Source organism: Agreia sp. Leaf335 (genome assembly GCF_001423605.1).
Taxonomy (GTDB): Bacteria; Actinomycetota; Actinomycetes; order Actinomycetales; family Microbacteriaceae; genus Agreia.
The window spans coordinates 110840-125037 of sequence record NZ_LMOQ01000002.1; the positions used below are offsets into that span (position 1 = coordinate 110840).

18 protein-coding genes are annotated in these 14198 nt (G+C 65.0%); 8 read left to right on the top strand and 10 right to left on the bottom strand.

The features are described from left to right. The first annotated feature begins 15 nt into the window (after positions 1-15). Positions 16-1734 (top strand): maltose alpha-D-glucosyltransferase, encoded by a 1719-nt coding sequence (gene treS, locus ASF79_RS06575; RefSeq protein WP_055781495.1) that lies wholly within the window; start codon positions 16-18, stop codon positions 1732-1734. A 51-nt stretch (positions 1735-1785) separates the two neighbouring features. Continuing rightward, positions 1786-2559: an exonuclease domain-containing protein gene (locus ASF79_RS06580; RefSeq protein ID WP_326942851.1), complete on the top strand. Its 774-nt coding sequence runs from the start codon at positions 1786-1788 to the stop codon at positions 2557-2559. A gap of 93 nt (positions 2560-2652) precedes the next feature. Here ASF79_RS06580 and ASF79_RS06585 read toward each other — a convergent pair whose 3' ends face one another. The 3 genes from ASF79_RS06585 to glgA form a co-directional block, all read right to left on the bottom strand. Continuing rightward, entirely contained in the window at positions 2653-2904 is a 252-nt protein-coding gene (locus ASF79_RS06585) for a type B 50S ribosomal protein L31 (RefSeq protein ID WP_044443333.1), read from the bottom strand. Positions 2905-3017: 113 nt separating this feature from the next. Next, a complete protein-coding gene (locus ASF79_RS06590) occupies positions 3018-3800 on the bottom strand; it encodes an ABC transporter ATP-binding protein (protein ID WP_055853333.1) in 783 nt (260 codons plus the stop codon). 20 nt (positions 3801-3820) lie between these two features. Continuing rightward, the gene (gene glgA / locus ASF79_RS06595; protein ID WP_055781489.1) at positions 3821-5002 is read right to left on the bottom strand and encodes a glycogen synthase; all 1182 of its coding nucleotides are present in this window, start codon (positions 5000-5002) and stop codon (positions 3821-3823) included. Positions 5003-5049: 47 nt separating this feature from the next. Here glgA and ASF79_RS06600 point away from each other — a divergent pair, with 47 nt between their 5' ends. Together ASF79_RS06600 and serB are read left to right on the top strand one after the other, a co-directional pair. Next, positions 5050-6294 (top strand): glucose-1-phosphate adenylyltransferase, encoded by a 1245-nt coding sequence (locus tag ASF79_RS06600; protein ID WP_055853335.1) that lies wholly within the window; start codon positions 5050-5052, stop codon positions 6292-6294. Beyond that, a complete protein-coding gene (serB, locus tag ASF79_RS06605) occupies positions 6291-7004 on the top strand; it encodes a phosphoserine phosphatase SerB (protein ID WP_082466294.1) in 714 nt (237 codons plus the stop codon). Before ASF79_RS06600 ends, serB begins: the two co-directional genes overlap by 4 nt. A 15-nt stretch (positions 7005-7019) precedes the next feature. Here the strand turns inward: serB and ASF79_RS06610 are convergent, their stop codons facing one another. Continuing rightward, complete coding sequence (locus ASF79_RS06610; RefSeq protein WP_055853337.1) at positions 7020-7730, bottom strand: beta-ketoacyl-ACP reductase; 711 nt, start codon at positions 7728-7730, stop codon at positions 7020-7022. A 114-nt stretch (positions 7731-7844) separates the two neighbouring features. Between ASF79_RS06610 and ASF79_RS06615 the strand changes: the two genes are divergently transcribed. From ASF79_RS06615 to ASF79_RS06625, 3 genes are read left to right on the top strand one after another with little or no spacing between them, the layout of a single operon-like run. Next, positions 7845-8138, top strand: coding sequence for a DUF3099 domain-containing protein (locus ASF79_RS06615; RefSeq protein WP_055781480.1), 294 nt, complete (start codon positions 7845-7847; stop codon positions 8136-8138). Further along, positions 8135-8362, top strand: a complete 228-nt coding sequence (locus tag ASF79_RS06620) for a hypothetical protein (RefSeq protein ID WP_055781477.1) — start codon at positions 8135-8137, stop codon at positions 8360-8362. Before ASF79_RS06615 ends, ASF79_RS06620 begins: the two co-directional genes overlap by 4 nt. Continuing rightward, complete coding sequence (locus tag ASF79_RS06625; protein ID WP_055853340.1) at positions 8359-9213, top strand: SURF1 family cytochrome oxidase biogenesis protein; 855 nt, start codon at positions 8359-8361, stop codon at positions 9211-9213. Before ASF79_RS06620 ends, ASF79_RS06625 begins: the two co-directional genes overlap by 4 nt. On the opposite strand, the gene ASF79_RS17680 is transcribed toward ASF79_RS06625, so the two are convergent. From ASF79_RS17680 to ASF79_RS06645, 4 genes are read right to left on the bottom strand one after another with little or no spacing between them, the layout of a single operon-like run. Further along, positions 9198-9509, bottom strand: a complete 312-nt coding sequence (locus tag ASF79_RS17680; RefSeq protein ID WP_055853343.1) for a CHY zinc finger protein — start codon at positions 9507-9509, stop codon at positions 9198-9200. The genes ASF79_RS06625 and ASF79_RS17680 overlap by 16 nt on opposite strands. Next, positions 9506-10105 carry an energy-coupling factor transporter transmembrane component T family protein gene (locus tag ASF79_RS17685; protein WP_055853345.1) on the bottom strand — a complete coding sequence of 200 codons (600 nt, stop codon included), beginning with the start codon at positions 10103-10105 and terminating at the stop codon, positions 9506-9508. The genes ASF79_RS17680 and ASF79_RS17685 overlap by 4 nt, the downstream gene beginning before the upstream one ends. Further along, entirely contained in the window at positions 10102-10794 is a 693-nt protein-coding gene (locus ASF79_RS06640; protein ID WP_055853347.1) for an energy-coupling factor ABC transporter ATP-binding protein, read from the bottom strand. Before ASF79_RS06640 ends, ASF79_RS17685 begins: the two co-directional genes overlap by 4 nt. Beyond that, entirely contained in the window at positions 10791-11345 is a 555-nt protein-coding gene (locus ASF79_RS06645; RefSeq protein WP_235500679.1) for a biotin transporter BioY, read from the bottom strand. Before ASF79_RS06645 ends, ASF79_RS06640 begins: the two co-directional genes overlap by 4 nt. Positions 11346-11442: 97 nt before the next feature. Here ASF79_RS06645 and ASF79_RS06650 point away from each other — a divergent pair, with 97 nt between their 5' ends. Further along, positions 11443-12075 carry a TetR family transcriptional regulator gene (locus ASF79_RS06650; protein ID WP_055853351.1) on the top strand — a complete coding sequence of 211 codons (633 nt, stop codon included), beginning with the start codon at positions 11443-11445 and terminating at the stop codon, positions 12073-12075. Between the two features lie 17 nt (positions 12076-12092). Here the strand turns inward: ASF79_RS06650 and ASF79_RS06655 are convergent, their stop codons facing one another. Together ASF79_RS06655 and ASF79_RS06660 are read right to left on the bottom strand one after the other, a co-directional pair. After that, a complete protein-coding gene (locus tag ASF79_RS06655) occupies positions 12093-13691 on the bottom strand; it encodes an ABC-F family ATP-binding cassette domain-containing protein (RefSeq protein ID WP_055781454.1) in 1599 nt (532 codons plus the stop codon). Positions 13692-13867: 176 nt separating this feature from the next. Next, entirely contained in the window at positions 13868-14197 is a 330-nt protein-coding gene (locus ASF79_RS06660; RefSeq protein ID WP_055781451.1) for a metal-sulfur cluster assembly factor, read from the bottom strand. Position 14198 lies beyond the last annotated feature (1 nt).

Genomic DNA, 14198 nt, shown 5'->3' on the forward strand with positions numbered 1-14198 from the left:
CGGAAGGACTAGTACGTGAACTTCACCGCCCCCATTCAGTTGCCGGGACTCACGCTCGATCCCCAGTGGTATCGCCGGAGCGTCTTCTATGAGGTGATGGTGAGGTCGTTCGTCGACAGCAACGGCGACGGGGCGGGTGATATCGCCGGGCTCGTCTCGAAGCTCGACTACCTTCAGTGGCTCGGCATCGACGCCCTGTGGCTTCCGCCGTTCTACAACTCGCCGTTGCGCGACGGCGGGTACGACGTCTCCGACTTCACGTCGATTCTTCCGGAGTTCGGAACACTCGACGAGTTCCGCGACCTCGTCACCAAGGCTCACGAGCGCAACATGCGTCTCGTCATGGACTTCCCTCTCAACCACACCTCCGACGCGCACGAGTGGTTCCAGCAGTCCCGCTCGGACCCCGAGGGACCCTACGGGGACTTCTATGTCTGGAGCGACACGGATGAGAAGTACGAGAGCATCCGCATCATCTTCGTCGACACCGAGGAATCGAACTGGACCTTCGACCCGGTGCGTCGCCAGTTCTTCTGGCACCGCTTCTTCTCGCACCAGCCCGACCTCAACTTCGAGAACCCCGCCGTGCACGACGCGATCTTCGACATCGTGCGGTTCTGGCTCGAACTCGGGGTCGATGGGCTGCGCCTCGATGCGATCCCCTATCTCTACGAGTCCGAAGAGGGCAACGGAGAGGGCGAGCCTAAGACTCACGACTTCATCGTGAAGCTGCGCGCCATGGTCGACCAGGACTACCCGGGCCGCGTGCTGATCGCCGAGGCGAACCAGTGGCCGCGCGAGGTCGCCGCCTTCTTCGGCACCGAGGAGGAGCCCGAGTGCCACATGGCCTTCGACTTCCCGGTGATGCCCCGTATCTTCTACTCGCTGCGCTCGCAGAATGCCGACGAGCTGGTGCGCATCCTCTCCGAGACGACGGATGTGCCCGACTCGGCCGCGTGGGGCGTGTTCCTGCGCAACCACGACGAGCTGACGCTCGAGATGGTCTCGGAGGAATACCGCCAGGCGATGTACGGCTGGTACGCCTACGACCCGCGCATGCGCTCGAACATCGGAATCCGGCGGCGCCTCGCTCCCCTGCTCGACAACTCGCGCGCGGAGCTCGAACTGGCGCACGCGCTGCTGTTCGCCCTGAAGGGAAGCCCGTTCCTCTACTACGGCGACGAGATCGGCATGGGCGACAACATCTGGCTCAACGACCGCGATGCCTCCCGCACGCCGATGCAGTGGACTCCGGACCGTAACGCGGGATTCTCCACCGCCGACCCGGGCAAGCTCTACCTGCCGGTCGTGCAGTCGCTCGTCTACAACTACGCTCTGGTCAACGTCGAGTCCCAGCTCGCGCAGTCGCGGTCTCTTCTGCACTGGGTGCGCAACGTCATCCACGTGCGCAAGGCGCATCCGGCGTTCGGGCTCGGCAGTATGCAGGTTCTGCAGACCGACCACGAGTCGGTTCTCGCCTTCGTGCGCACGTATGAGGGCTCGGGTACGCACCTCGGCGACGCGCCGGAGCAGGTGCTGTGCGTGTTCAGCTTCGCCCACAACCCCGTCGCTGTTCACATCCAGCTGCCCGATCAGGCGGGCGGACGTCTCGTCGATCTCTTCGGAGGCGGCGAGTTCCCGACCATCGGCGACGACGGCAGTCTCACCCTCACTCTGGGAACGCAGAGCTTCTTCTGGCTGCAGATCGGCCAGTCGGTCGACCAGCGGTTCTGATCCCCAGGTGGCGCCAGGGTAGCGTCCGAGGTGGCCGGTAGAGTTCGAGTTGTGACAGATTCAGCGCAGCCCGAATTGTTCAGCCTCTCCGACGAGGCGGTTCTCATCGCAGATCCGACCGAGATCGAGGCGGCTGAGGCGGCGCCATGGTGGCACCGCCTCGCCGTCTTCGATCTCGAGACCACTGGCATCGACGTGCAGACGAGTCGCATCGTCACGGCGAACGTGAGCGTGATCGGGGTCGACGGGCATCCGGTCTCGCGACTCGACTGGCTGGCGAATCCCGGAGTCGACATCCCCGAGCAGGCGACAGCAGTGCACGGCATCACCACGCAGACGGCCGTCGCCGACGGACGTCCCGCCGCCATCGTGGTCTACGAGATCATCGAGGCGCTCCGTGCTCTCCTCGCAGACGGCGTGCCCCTGGTGATCTACAACGCGCCCTACGACCTCACCCTGCTGCACCACGAGGCCGTGCGCTACGGCATCGACCCGCTCGAGCTGCCCGGCCCCATCGTCGATCCTCTGGTCATCGACAAGGCGGTCGATCGCTACCGCAAGGGCAAGCGAACCCTCGAGGCAGCGGCCGTGGTCTACGGAGTCGAGCTGCTCGACGCTCATGACGCCGGCGCCGATGCCATTGCCGCGGGTCGGGTTGCGCAGGCTCTGGCGCAGAAGCACGACGCCGTCTCGGCTCTTGCCGTGCACGAGCTGCACGACCGTCAGGTCGACTGGTTTCGAGAGCAGGCCGAGAGTTTTCAGGAGTACATGCGTCGCACCCACAATCCCGAATTCACCGCCAGAACGGCGTGGCCGGTCGGCTGAGAACGGAACAGAACGGCGTGGCCGTTCGGCTGGGAACAGAAGAAGGGCCGGAAGCGAATCGCTTCCGGCCCTTCTTCGATGCTGAGTGGCGTGTTACGCGCCGAAGCCCTTGTAACGGCTGTTGAACTTCTCGACGCGTCCGGCCGAGTCCATGATGCGCTGCTTGCCCGTGTAGAACGGGTGCGACTCGGACGAGATCTCGACGTCGATGACCGGGTAGGTGTTTCCGTCTTCCCACTCGATGGTCTTCGAGCTGCCGACCGTGGAGCGGGTCAGGAAGGTCGCGCCGGAGGCGAGATCGCGGAAGACAACCGGAGCGTAGTTCGGGTGGATGTCTGTCTTCATGGGGTGTCCTTATGGGTACGAGTGATGCGAAAAAGTCTTTTTGACCTGGCACGCGCGCGGAGCGATGCAGCGGCGACCGGGCCAGCGGTCAACTCTATCAGAAAAGTGCGGGGTCAGGCGGCCCGTGCTGAGTAACGGCCGTCGACCTCTGTGAGGGTGATCGGCAGTCCGAAAGTGGCCTCCAGATTGTCTTCTGTCAGCACCTCCGTCAGCGGTCCGGCCGCGACGATACGTCCGCCCGAGACGAGCAGCGCACTGGTGAAGCCGCGCGGAATCTCCTCGACGTGGTGGGTGACCATCACGATGGCGGGCGACTCGGAGGAACTGGCGTATCCGCCGAGCAGCTGCAGGAGTTCTTCACGCGCCCCGAGGTCGAGACTCGCCGCAGGCTCGTCGAGCAAGAGGAGTTCTGGATCGGTCATGACCGACCGCGCGATCTGCACGCGCTTCTGCTCGCCATCGCTCAGCGAACCGAACAGTCGGTTCTCGAGGTGATCCAGCTTCCACTCCGCGAGAACGCGATGCGCGCGTCGGAGGTCGACATCTTCGTAGTCTTCGTTCCACCGGCCCGTCACCGAGTACGCCGCCGTCAGAACGACGTTGAGCACGGTCTCATCGGCGGGGAAACGTCGGGCCATGGCGCTGGAAGCGAAGCCGACCCGGGGGCGCAGCTCGAACACGTCGACCTGGCCGAGTTTTCCGTCGAGAACGGTAGCGACACCGCTCGAGGGGTGGCTCATAGCGGCTGCGATCTGCAGGAGTGTCGTCTTGCCCGCGCCGTTCGGTCCGAGGATGACCCAGCGTTCGTCGCCCTCCACCGTCCAGTCCAGGTTCGAGAGAATCGGATTCGCGTCTCGCACTACGGACACGTCGGACAGCTGGAGTACCACGGGCATGGATCTAGCTTAACCGGTGATCAGAGGAGCGAGCGGTAGATCCGCTCCGTCTCGACCGCGATTTGAGCCCAACTGAATGTGCTCTCCGCCCGTAGCCGGCCCGCGCGACCCATCGACCGTGCCCACTCCGGGTCGTCGAGCACCCGGGTGAGAGCGGCGGCGAGGTCGGCGACGAACCGCTCTGGGTCGGTCGGTGTGCCTGTGCCGTCCTGCTCCTGATCGATCGGTACGAGCAGACCCGTGACGCCGTCGTCGACCACCTCGGGGATTCCTCCCGTGGCCGTTCCGACGACCGGCAGGCCACACGCCATGGCCTCGAGATTGACGATGCCCAGGGGTTCGTATACGGAGGGACAGACGAAGACCGTTGCGCTCGACAGCACGACAGACAGGGTGCGGGTATCTAGGAGCCTGTCGATCCACACGATGCCGGATCGGGTCTTCTGTAGTTCGCGCACGCCGCCAGCGACCTCCTCGAGGATTTCGGGAGTGTCCGGCGCGCCGGCGCACAACACCACCTGAACCTCGGGCGAGAGCTTCTCGATCGCGCGGAGCAGATACGGCAGCCCCTTCTGGCGCGTGATGCGTCCGACGAACACGACCGTGGGGCGGTTGGGGTCGATGCCCAACTCGGCAAGCACGTCGTCGTCTTTCTCGGGGTGCCACTTGTCGAGGTCGATGCCGTTGTAGACGACGCTGACCCGCTCGGGATCGAGAGACGGATAGCTGCGCAGAATGTCGCGGCGCATTCCGTGGCTGACGGCAATCACGGCGTCGGCACTCTCGAAGGAGGTCTTCTCGATCCAGCTCGAGAGCCGGTATCCCCCACCGAGCTGCTCCGCCTTCCAGGGCCTGAGTGGCTCGAGTGAATGCGCCGTGACCACGTGCGGGATGCCGTGCAGCCGCGCCGCGATCTGGCCGGCCGCATTCGCGTACCAGGTGTGCGAGTGCACCACGTCGGCCCCCGCGACGTCGTTGGCGATCTCGAGGTCGGTGCCGAGCGTCTTGAGCGCAGGATTCGCCTCGGCGAGCCCGACCGGAGTCGAATACGAAAAGACACCGGGCTCGTCACGCGGCTCTCCAAAAGCCCTCACGACGACGTCGATGCTGCCGCGCAGCGCCTTGACGAGCTCGGCGACATGCACCCCCGCTCCGCCATAGACCTCGGGTGGATACTCTCGGGATATTACGTCTACTCGCACAGCTATGAACGTAGTACAGTCCTCCGCCGAGGCTCTACTGTTAGTGCATGGCAGCATCGAAGAAGATTTTTGGCATCGTCCTCGCCGGCGGAGAGGGTAAGCGTCTTATGCCGCTCACCGCAGACCGGGCAAAGCCCGGCGTTCCGTTCGGCGGCAGCTATCGGCTCATCGACTTCGCTCTGTCGAACCTGGTGAATTCCGGCCTGCGGCAGATCGTGGTGCTCACCCAGTACAAGTCGCACAGCCTCGACCGGCACGTCTCCCAGACGTGGCGGCTACCGATGATGCTCGATTCCTATGTCGCATCGGTTCCGGCTCAGCAGCGCCTGGGCAAGCGGTGGTTCGCGGGCTCCGCGGACGCTATCTTGCAGAGCCTCAACCTGATCGGCGACGAGCGACCCGACATCGTGGTCGTCGTCGGCGCCGACCACGTGTACCGCATGGACTTCGAGCAGATGGTCGACGCGCACATCAAGTCGGGCCTGGGTGCGACCGTGGCCGCGATCCGCCAGCCGATCGAACTCTCCGACCAGTTCGGCGTCATCCAGACATCCGACGACGACCCCACGAAGATCTCCGAGTTCCTCGAGAAGCCCACGAATGCCAAGGGTCTGCTCGACTCCCCAGGCGAGGTTCTGGCCTCGATGGGCAACTACGTGTTCGACGCGGACATGCTCATCGAGGCTGTCATCCGTGACGGCGAGAAGCCCGACTCGAGCCACGACATGGGTGGCGACATCATTCCCGACTTCGTCGAGCGCGGACTGGCCGGCGTGTACGACCTCCAGCGCAACGAGGTGCCGGGAGCGACAGACCGCGATCGCTACTACTGGCGCGACGTGGGAACGATCGATTCGTTCTACGACGCCCACCAGGATCTGATCTCGGCACTGCCGATCTTCAACCTCTACAACCGCGAGTGGCCGATCTTCACCCAGCAGCTCAACTCGCCGCCGGCGAAATTCGTGCGGGATGCGAAGGGCAACACCGGCACCACGCTCGGGTCGCTCGTGTCGCTGGGCTGCCTCATCTCCGGTGCTCGGGTCGAGGGCAGCGTGGTGGGCCCGTGGTCGACCATCGAGTCCGAGGCCCTCGTGCAGGATTCGGTGCTGTTCGACCGCGTGCACATCGAGCCGGGCGCCATCGTCAAGCGGGCTATTCTGGACAAGAACGTGGTGGTCGCGGCCGGGGCTCAGGTGGGCACGGATGCGGTGCGAGATCGAGAGCGCGGATTCACCGTGACCGACTCGGGCATCACGGTCGTGGGAAAGGGAATCCGAGTAGAGCCATGAGTCTGACATCGGAGGCAGTTCTGCACAGCCCGGGCCGCCAGCCGATAGATTCACGCATCGCGTCTCACGACGCTGCTCGTTTTCTCGTCGTGCTCGACGTCGACTCGACGCTCATCGAGAACGAGGTCATCGAGATGCTCGCCCAGGCCGCGGGGAGTTTCGCCGAGGTCGCGGAGATCACCGAGCGCGCCATGAGTGGGGAGCTCGATTTCGAGCAGAGTCTGCGTTCGCGCGTTGCCACCCTCGAGGGCCTCGACGTGGCGCAACTGCCTGACATCGCCCAGCAGATCAGGCTCACGCCCGGGGCCCAGCAGATGATCGACACCCTGCACGCGAATGACAGCGTTGTGGGCGTCGTCTCGGGAGGGTTTCACGAGTTGCTCGATGAGCTCGCCGGAGACGTCGGGCTCGACTTCTGGAGGGCGAACAGGCTCGACGTGCGCGAGGGACGACTCACCGGTGCCGTTCTCGGTCCGGTGATCGATGCAGAGGCCAAGGCCTCCGCGCTCGTAGAGTGGGCTTCTGCGTACGGCGTTCCTCGATCACGCACGGTGGCCGTCGGAGACGGCGCGAACGACCTGCAGATGATGAAGACGGCGGGCCTATCGGTCGCCTTCGACGCACGGCCGGTCGTTCGCCGCTCGGCGAACGTCGCCATCAGCGATCGCGACCTGAGCCAGGTTCTTCCTGCTCTGGGCCTGCGAGGCTGAAGCCGCGTCGGTCGATCAGTGGCCCATTCCGAGGCCGCCGTCGACCGGGATGACCGCACCCGAGATGTACCCCGCGTCATCCGAGGCGAGCCACGCCACCACGCGCGCGACCTCGGTCGGCGTCGCGAAGCGGCCGGCCGGGATCGTCTTGAGGTACTCCGCCTGCGTGGCCTCGGGAAGGGCAGCTGTCATGTCGGTCTCGATGAAGCCGGGAGCGACCACGTTGGCCGTGATGCCGCGTGAACCGAGCTCCCGGGTGATCGATCGGGCGATGCCGACGAGGCCGGCCTTCGAGGCGGCGTAATTGACCTGGCCTGGTGAGCCGTAGAGGCCGACGACGCTCGAGATCAAGATGATCCGTCCGAAGCGGGCCTTGAGCATGCCCTTCGACGCACGCTTGATCACGCGGAACGACCCGGACAGATTCGTGTCGATGACCGAGGTGAAGTCGTCCTCGGTCATCCGCAGCAGAAGCGTGTCCTTGGTCACACCCGCATTGGCGACAAGCACCTCGACCGGCCCGAGCGCAGCCTCGACCTCGGTGAAAGCACGGTCGATCGACGCAGAATCCGTCACATCGGCGATCACCGTGAGGCTGCCCTCCGGACCCTCCCCGGAGCGAGCCGTGACGGCCACCCGGTGCCCCTGGGCGATGAATTCCTGGGCGAGGGAGTAGCCGATTCCTCGGTTTCCGCCGGTGATGAGTACGGTACGAGCTGTCGTCATGAACGAGTCCTTAAGTGCGGGGCGTGGATCACTGGCCCGTACCAGCATAAGAGGTGCATACGCGGCGTAGGCTTAGTGCAGCCTTCCGGCCATCGAACCCGAACAGACGAGCGCATGAAACAGCAGTCGATCACCGATCTCCCGCCTTCGCCGGGCGATGAGCGCCGCACGCGCATGATCAAGTACGGCATCGCCATGACCATCCGCATCATCTGCATCGTGCTGATGCTCTTCGTGCACGGCTGGTGGCTGATCCTGCCGGCGATCGGTGCCATCGTGCTCCCCTATTTCGCTGTCGTGCTGGCCAACGTCGGCTCCCCCACGAAATCCGTCGTGAACCGTCCGGGCGGTGTCGTCGCCATTCCGGGAGCGCGGCCTCCCCGTGATTTCGGCGGTCGGCCGGAATGATCGGCCTCGGACTCGAGCCGACGGGCTCGGAGTGTTCCCGCGCGGGGTGCCGCGCAGCATCCGACTGGCGCATCGAGTGGCGCAACCCGAAGATCCACGACGAGACCAGGCGCAAGATCTGGCTGGCGTGCGACGAGCACGTGTCGTTCCTCCGCGAGTTCCTCGCCGCCCGTGATTTTCCGCTCGAGGTTCTGGCCGAGGCGGATGCCCGGGGTACGGCGTGAACACCGGCTGGCGGTTCCTTCTCACCTCGCGCTGGGGTGGATACCTCGCGCTGACGGTGGTCTTCGCGCTCGTGTGCGTGCTGCTCGGATGCTGGCAACTGGCCAGAAGGGCCGATGCGCTCACTGAGAATAACCGCGTCGCGGCGAACTACGACGCCGCGCCCCGGCCTGTGACGGATGTGCTCGACGGCCTGGGTTCCTTCGACGAGTCGCAGAAGTGGGCGACCGTCTCCCTCACGGGTTCGTACCTCGAGTCAGAGCAGCTGCTGGTGCGCAATCGCCCGTCGGGCGGGCAACCCGGATTCGAGCTCCTCGTGCCGTTCCGGCTCGACGACGGCTCTGTCTTCATCGTCGACCGGGGCTGGCTTCCGACCGGCCAGGAGCAGGACAAACCGGATGTCGTCCCCTCGGCTCCCCAGGGCGAGGTCACCGTCGTCGCCAGGTTGAAGGCCAGCGAGCCGAAGCTCGAGGGAAGGTCGGCTGCCGCCGGCGAGATTCCGTCGATCGATCTTCCGACGATCGCCGAGCAGCTCGACCAGCCCACCTACACGGGAGCATACGGCGACCTGGCCACAGAGTCGCCGTCGTCAGACACGGGCCAGCTCGAGACGCGTCCGCCGGAGGACGAGGGTCCGCACCTGTCCTACGCCTTCCAATGGTTCGTGTTCGCCCTGCTCGGATTCCTCGGCCTCGGTTACGCGGCCCGGCAGGAATACCGTTCTCTGAACGCCGACGACCCGGATGAGATGGAACGGGCGGCCGAGCGTGAGCGGCGTCGCAAGGCCAAGGCGAAGAGCGACAACGACATCGAAGACGAGTTGATCGATCGGTCGACCTACATCTCGAAGTAGAGGTGTGCATGCAGGCTGCAGCGTTCGTTGAAGAGCGCAGAGCAGGAAGGGCACCGATCCGTCGCGAGGTAGTCGACGATCGAGAGCTCGGTCTCGCACGCTCCGCAGAGAATGGCCTTGGTGCCTCGCTCCCGGAGCGGCCACTGCCGTGCCCGATGGGTCTCCGCTTCTTCGTGGCAGAGATGACACGGATAGTACCGGCCGCAGCAGGCGAACCTGATGGCGACGATGTCTTTCGCCGATCGGTAGTGCACGCACCGCGTCTCGTCGTCCACCGTCTGGCCATAGACCTTCACGGTTCGATTCCCCGCGCGCTTACGGCGTCCGCGAGATCGTCGGCGTGTTTCAGCGACATGATGAGGAGCGGAACGGCGAAGCTCACACGATGAGCGGGAATGCCTCGGGCCCGTTGGGCATCCCGAATCGTCGAGGCGAAACCTGCGAGCACGGGAATCGACGTGATTGTCAGGGCCAGAGCGAGCGCTACGCCCTCGGGCCGGACTCCGAACCTGCGGAGTGGAACCAGTGCGCGTTCGACAGCATCGAGAAGGTCGGGGACGCTCGTCGTGATGGTGAACAGGGCGGCAAGGACGATGATCAACGCCACACGCGCGGTATTGGAGGCGGCGACGAGTGCGGGGAGGAAGAGCAGCTGGGGCACGAGCATAAAGACGATGACCCACCTGACCGCGAGAACCTGACCCGTCAGCACCCGCGCATCGAGCCCGGCCAACGCGTAGGCCGTCATCACGAAGGTCAGTGCGGCGACGACCTGCCACAGATCGGTCACGACCGCGGCGATGACGAGAGACATCCCGATGAAGCTGATCAGCTTGATGCCCGTCGGCATTCGGTGCACAGGACTCGTACCCGATCGGTACGCGCTGATCATCCGTGACTCCTCTCGTAGTCCTCGATGACAGAGTGGGCATCGCCACATCCGACCAGGCGACCCTGGTCGAACCACACCGCGACGTCGCAGCGTGCCGCGAGGCGCAGGTCGTGCGTGACGAGGACGAGCTGCTGGGGCATCCGATCGAGCAAGTGATCGCCGATACGCCGAGTGTTCGCGGCGTCGAGCAGGGCCGTGGGCTCGTCGGCGACGATGAGTTCTGGCTCGCTCACGAGAACCGAGCTCAGTGCCAGGAGCTGCTTCTGGCCGCCCGACAGACTGTGCGCGGGAGAGTCGGCATGGCCGGCGAGACCGTAGGTGTCCATCGTGTGCGACACGCGTTCGTCGACCTCCGTTCGAGACAGCCCGCGACCTCGAAGCGAGAATGCGATGTCTTCTGCGACCGTCGGCATCACGATCTGACTGTCGGGATTGCTGAAGATGAAGCCCACCCGATGCCTCAGCAACCGACCCTGGCGGAGAGGGTCGATTCCGTGCACGCGCACCTCGCCGCTGCTCGCGGAGGCTAAGCCGTTGAGCAGACGCGCGAAGGTCGACTTGCCAGATCCGTTGGATCCGATGACGGCGATGCGCCTGTGATCGAGGGCGACGGAGACGTCCTCGAGGGCGGTTCTGGTGTCGAAGTCGACGGAGACGGCGCGAAACGAGATGAGACGATCAGGGTTCATCGGTTGATGACTCTGCGGCTGAACGCGCGCGGGTATGCGCGCCACAGCGTGAGGGTGATGGCGGTGGCGAGTACGACCTTGACGAGGTCGCCCGGAAGGAAGACGATGCTGGTCAGCGCTGTCTGGGCGAGGGGAAGCCGGGTCACCAGGGCTTGTACCGGAATCCCACACGCATAGACGACAACGATGCCGCCCGTGATACAGGCTGCTGCGGTGCGCCACCAGGTGGGCCTCAGCGAGCCGGCGAAGGAGATGGCGCCGACGACGAAGGCGCCGAGAATCCACCCGATCAGATATCCCGCCGTCGGACCCACGAACACGCCCGCACCTCCCCGACCGCCCGACAGAAGAGGCAGCCCGATCAGAACCAGCACGTCGAGTGTGAGCACTGCCGCCGCGCCGCGCCAGGGACCGAGAATCGTTCCGGCAAGCATCACACCCAACGTTTGCAAGGTGATGGGAACGGCTCCCCCGAAGACGGGGACCGCACCAGGCAGACCGAGAACCGCGATGAGGGCGGCGAAAGCCGCTACTCGCGTCGTATCACGCACGTCCCATGCCGCCTGCTTGACCACTCTGCGCCTCCGTCGTGTCCTGAACAACGTTCACCTGAACAGCGTTCATGTTAGTTGCTACGATGGGACCACGATGACCACTGATGCCCGCTCCTCGGCAAGATCACAGCGACACTCCCGAATCGACGTCGTCGACGCGGCACTGGCCATCCTCGACGAACACGGTCTGGCTGATCTGACGATGCGGCGACTGGCGTCCACGTTGAATGTGCAGCCGAGCGCTCTGTATTGGCACTTCGAGAACAAGCAGACGCTGCTCGCCGCCGTATCGGACCGCATCGTGCACCGCGCACACACGAGGGGCGACGGAGAGACCGACTGGGCCTCGGCCGTGCGCATCGAAGCTCGAGCGCTGAGAGACGCCCTGCTGTCGTTCCGAGACGGCGCAGAGGTCGTTCTCAGTTCGCAGGCGCTCGGTCTCGGCAAGGGGGAAGCCCTCGGCAGATTCACCGCCGCGATCCGCTTAGGCGAGTTCGACGAACGCGTCGAACGAGCCGCAGCCGCGGCCTTTCTCCATTTTCTGCTCGGTCATGTCTCTCACGAGCAGCAGAGGATGCAGGCGGACAGCCTCGGCGTGGTCACTGCCGCGCTGGGCGCACAACCGTCTGACGCGGAGGAGCGAGCCCGTGGGGAGCGCGACTCGTTCGACTTCGGAGTATCTCTGCTCATCGCCGGACTCGCCGTGCAGAGCGAGGTCGCCCGCTAGGGTCGAACGCCCGCGCGTCAGGCCAGCGAGATGAGGTCGGCGTAGTCCTTGTTCCAGTGATCTTCGACCCCGTCGGGCAAGATGAGCACGCGCTCCGGGTTGAGCGCCTCGACGGCACCTTCGTCGTGGCTGACCAGAACGACGGCGCCCTCGTAGTGCGCCAGGGCATCGAGGATCTCTTCGCGGCTCGCCGGGTCGAGGTTGTTCGTGGGCTCGTCGAGCAGCAGCACGTTGGCGCCGGAGACGACGATCATCGCCAGAGCGAGTCGAGTCTTCTCTCCACCCGAGAGGACTCCCGCGGGCTTGTGCGAGTCGTCGCCGGTGAAGAGGAACGATCCGAGAACCCGCCGCGCCTCCATCTCGGTGATGTTCGGCGACGACGACACCATGTTCTCGAGCACGCTGCGCTTGACGTCGATGGTCTCGTGCTCCTGGGCGTAGTAGCCGATGCGCAGCCCGTGGCCCGGCTCGATCTGCCCCGTGTCGGGCTTGTCCGCGCCCCCGAGGATACGCAGGAGCGTGGTCTTTCCTGCACCGTTCAGACCCAGGATCACGACCTTCGAGCCGCGGTCGATCGCGAGATCGACCGCTGCGAAGATCTCGAGCGATCCGTAGCTCTTCGAGAGGTTGGACGCCATGAGCGGGGTTCGTCCGCACGGCGCGGGTGTCGGGAAACGCAGCTTCGCCACGCGGTCGACAGCGCGCACCTCCTCGAGGCCCGACAGCATCTTCTCTGCACGCGCGACCATCTGGTGGGCCGCCGCAGCCTTGGATGCCTTCGCGCCGAACTTCGCGGCCTGCAGCTGCAGGACCGATGCCTTCTTCTCGACGTTGACGCGCTCTTTCTTGCGTCGCTCTTCGTCGGCCGCGCGCTGGCGGAGGTAGTTCTTCCAGTTCATGTTGTAGACGTCGATGACCTGGCGGTTGGCATCGAGGTAGAACACCCGGTTCACCGTCTCGCCGACCAGCTCGATATCGTGGCTGATCACGATGAATCCGCCGGAGTAGTTCTTGAGGAACTCGCGCAGCCAGACGACGCTGTCGGCGTCGAGGTGGTTCGTCGGCTCATCGAGAATGAGGGTGCGCGCGTCAGAGAACAGGATGCGGGCCAGCTCGATGCGTCGACGCTGCCCGCCGGACAGAGTGGAGAGCGGCTGATCGAGGATGCGATCGGGCAGGTTGAGGTTCGAGGCGATAGACGCCGCCTCGGCCTCGGCCGCGTACCCGCCGAGGGCGAGGAACCGGTCGGTCAGGTTGCCGTACTTGGTCATGCCTGCGGCGCTGACCTTGGGGTCTGAGCTTCCCATATCCGTGGTGGCCTGCTGCATGCCGAGCACGAGCTGTCCGAGCCCACGGGCGTCGAGGATGCGCGTGCGCGCCAGGTCTTCCGGGTTTCCCGAGCGCGGGTCCTGCGGGAGATAACCGATCTCACCGTTGCGATCGACCTTGCCGCCGTTCGACAGCTGTTCGCCCGCCAGCACCTTCGTGAGCGTGGTCTTGCCGGCTCCGTTTCGACCGACGAGGCCGATCTTGTCGCCGTCGGCGACTCGGAACGACACGTCTTGCATGAGTACCCGTGCGCCGACCCGTAGCTCGAGGTCTTGAACATTCAGCACAGGCACAATCCATTTCTTCTCGTACGCTCTCGCGCTGAGTACTTGGGGGAAGAACTTCAGTATAAAACTCGGGATGCCCCGCATCACGGAGCACAGACGAAGGCCCCGATCCGATATCGATACGGTCGGGGCCTGGGTCGCTCACATCATCGGAGGCTGCAGGGTGGGAAGCACGGTTACATGGAGAAGCCGAGTGCGCGCATCATCTCGCGGCCGTCGTCGGTGATCTTCTCAGGACCCCACGGCGGCATCCACACCCAGTTGATGCGGAACTGCTCGACCGTGCCGTCGAGAGCCTGGGCGGTCTCCTCCTCGATGACATCGGTGAGGGGGCATCCGGCGCTGGTCAGGGTCATGCTGATGAGCAGAGCATCGTTCTCGTCGTCCCAGGCGAGATCGTAGATCAGGCCGAGGTCGACGATGTTGACGCCGAGCTCCGGGTCCATCACGTCTTTCAGCTTGTCTTCGATCTCGTCGAAGCGCTGAGGGGTGAGTGTCGACGCCATG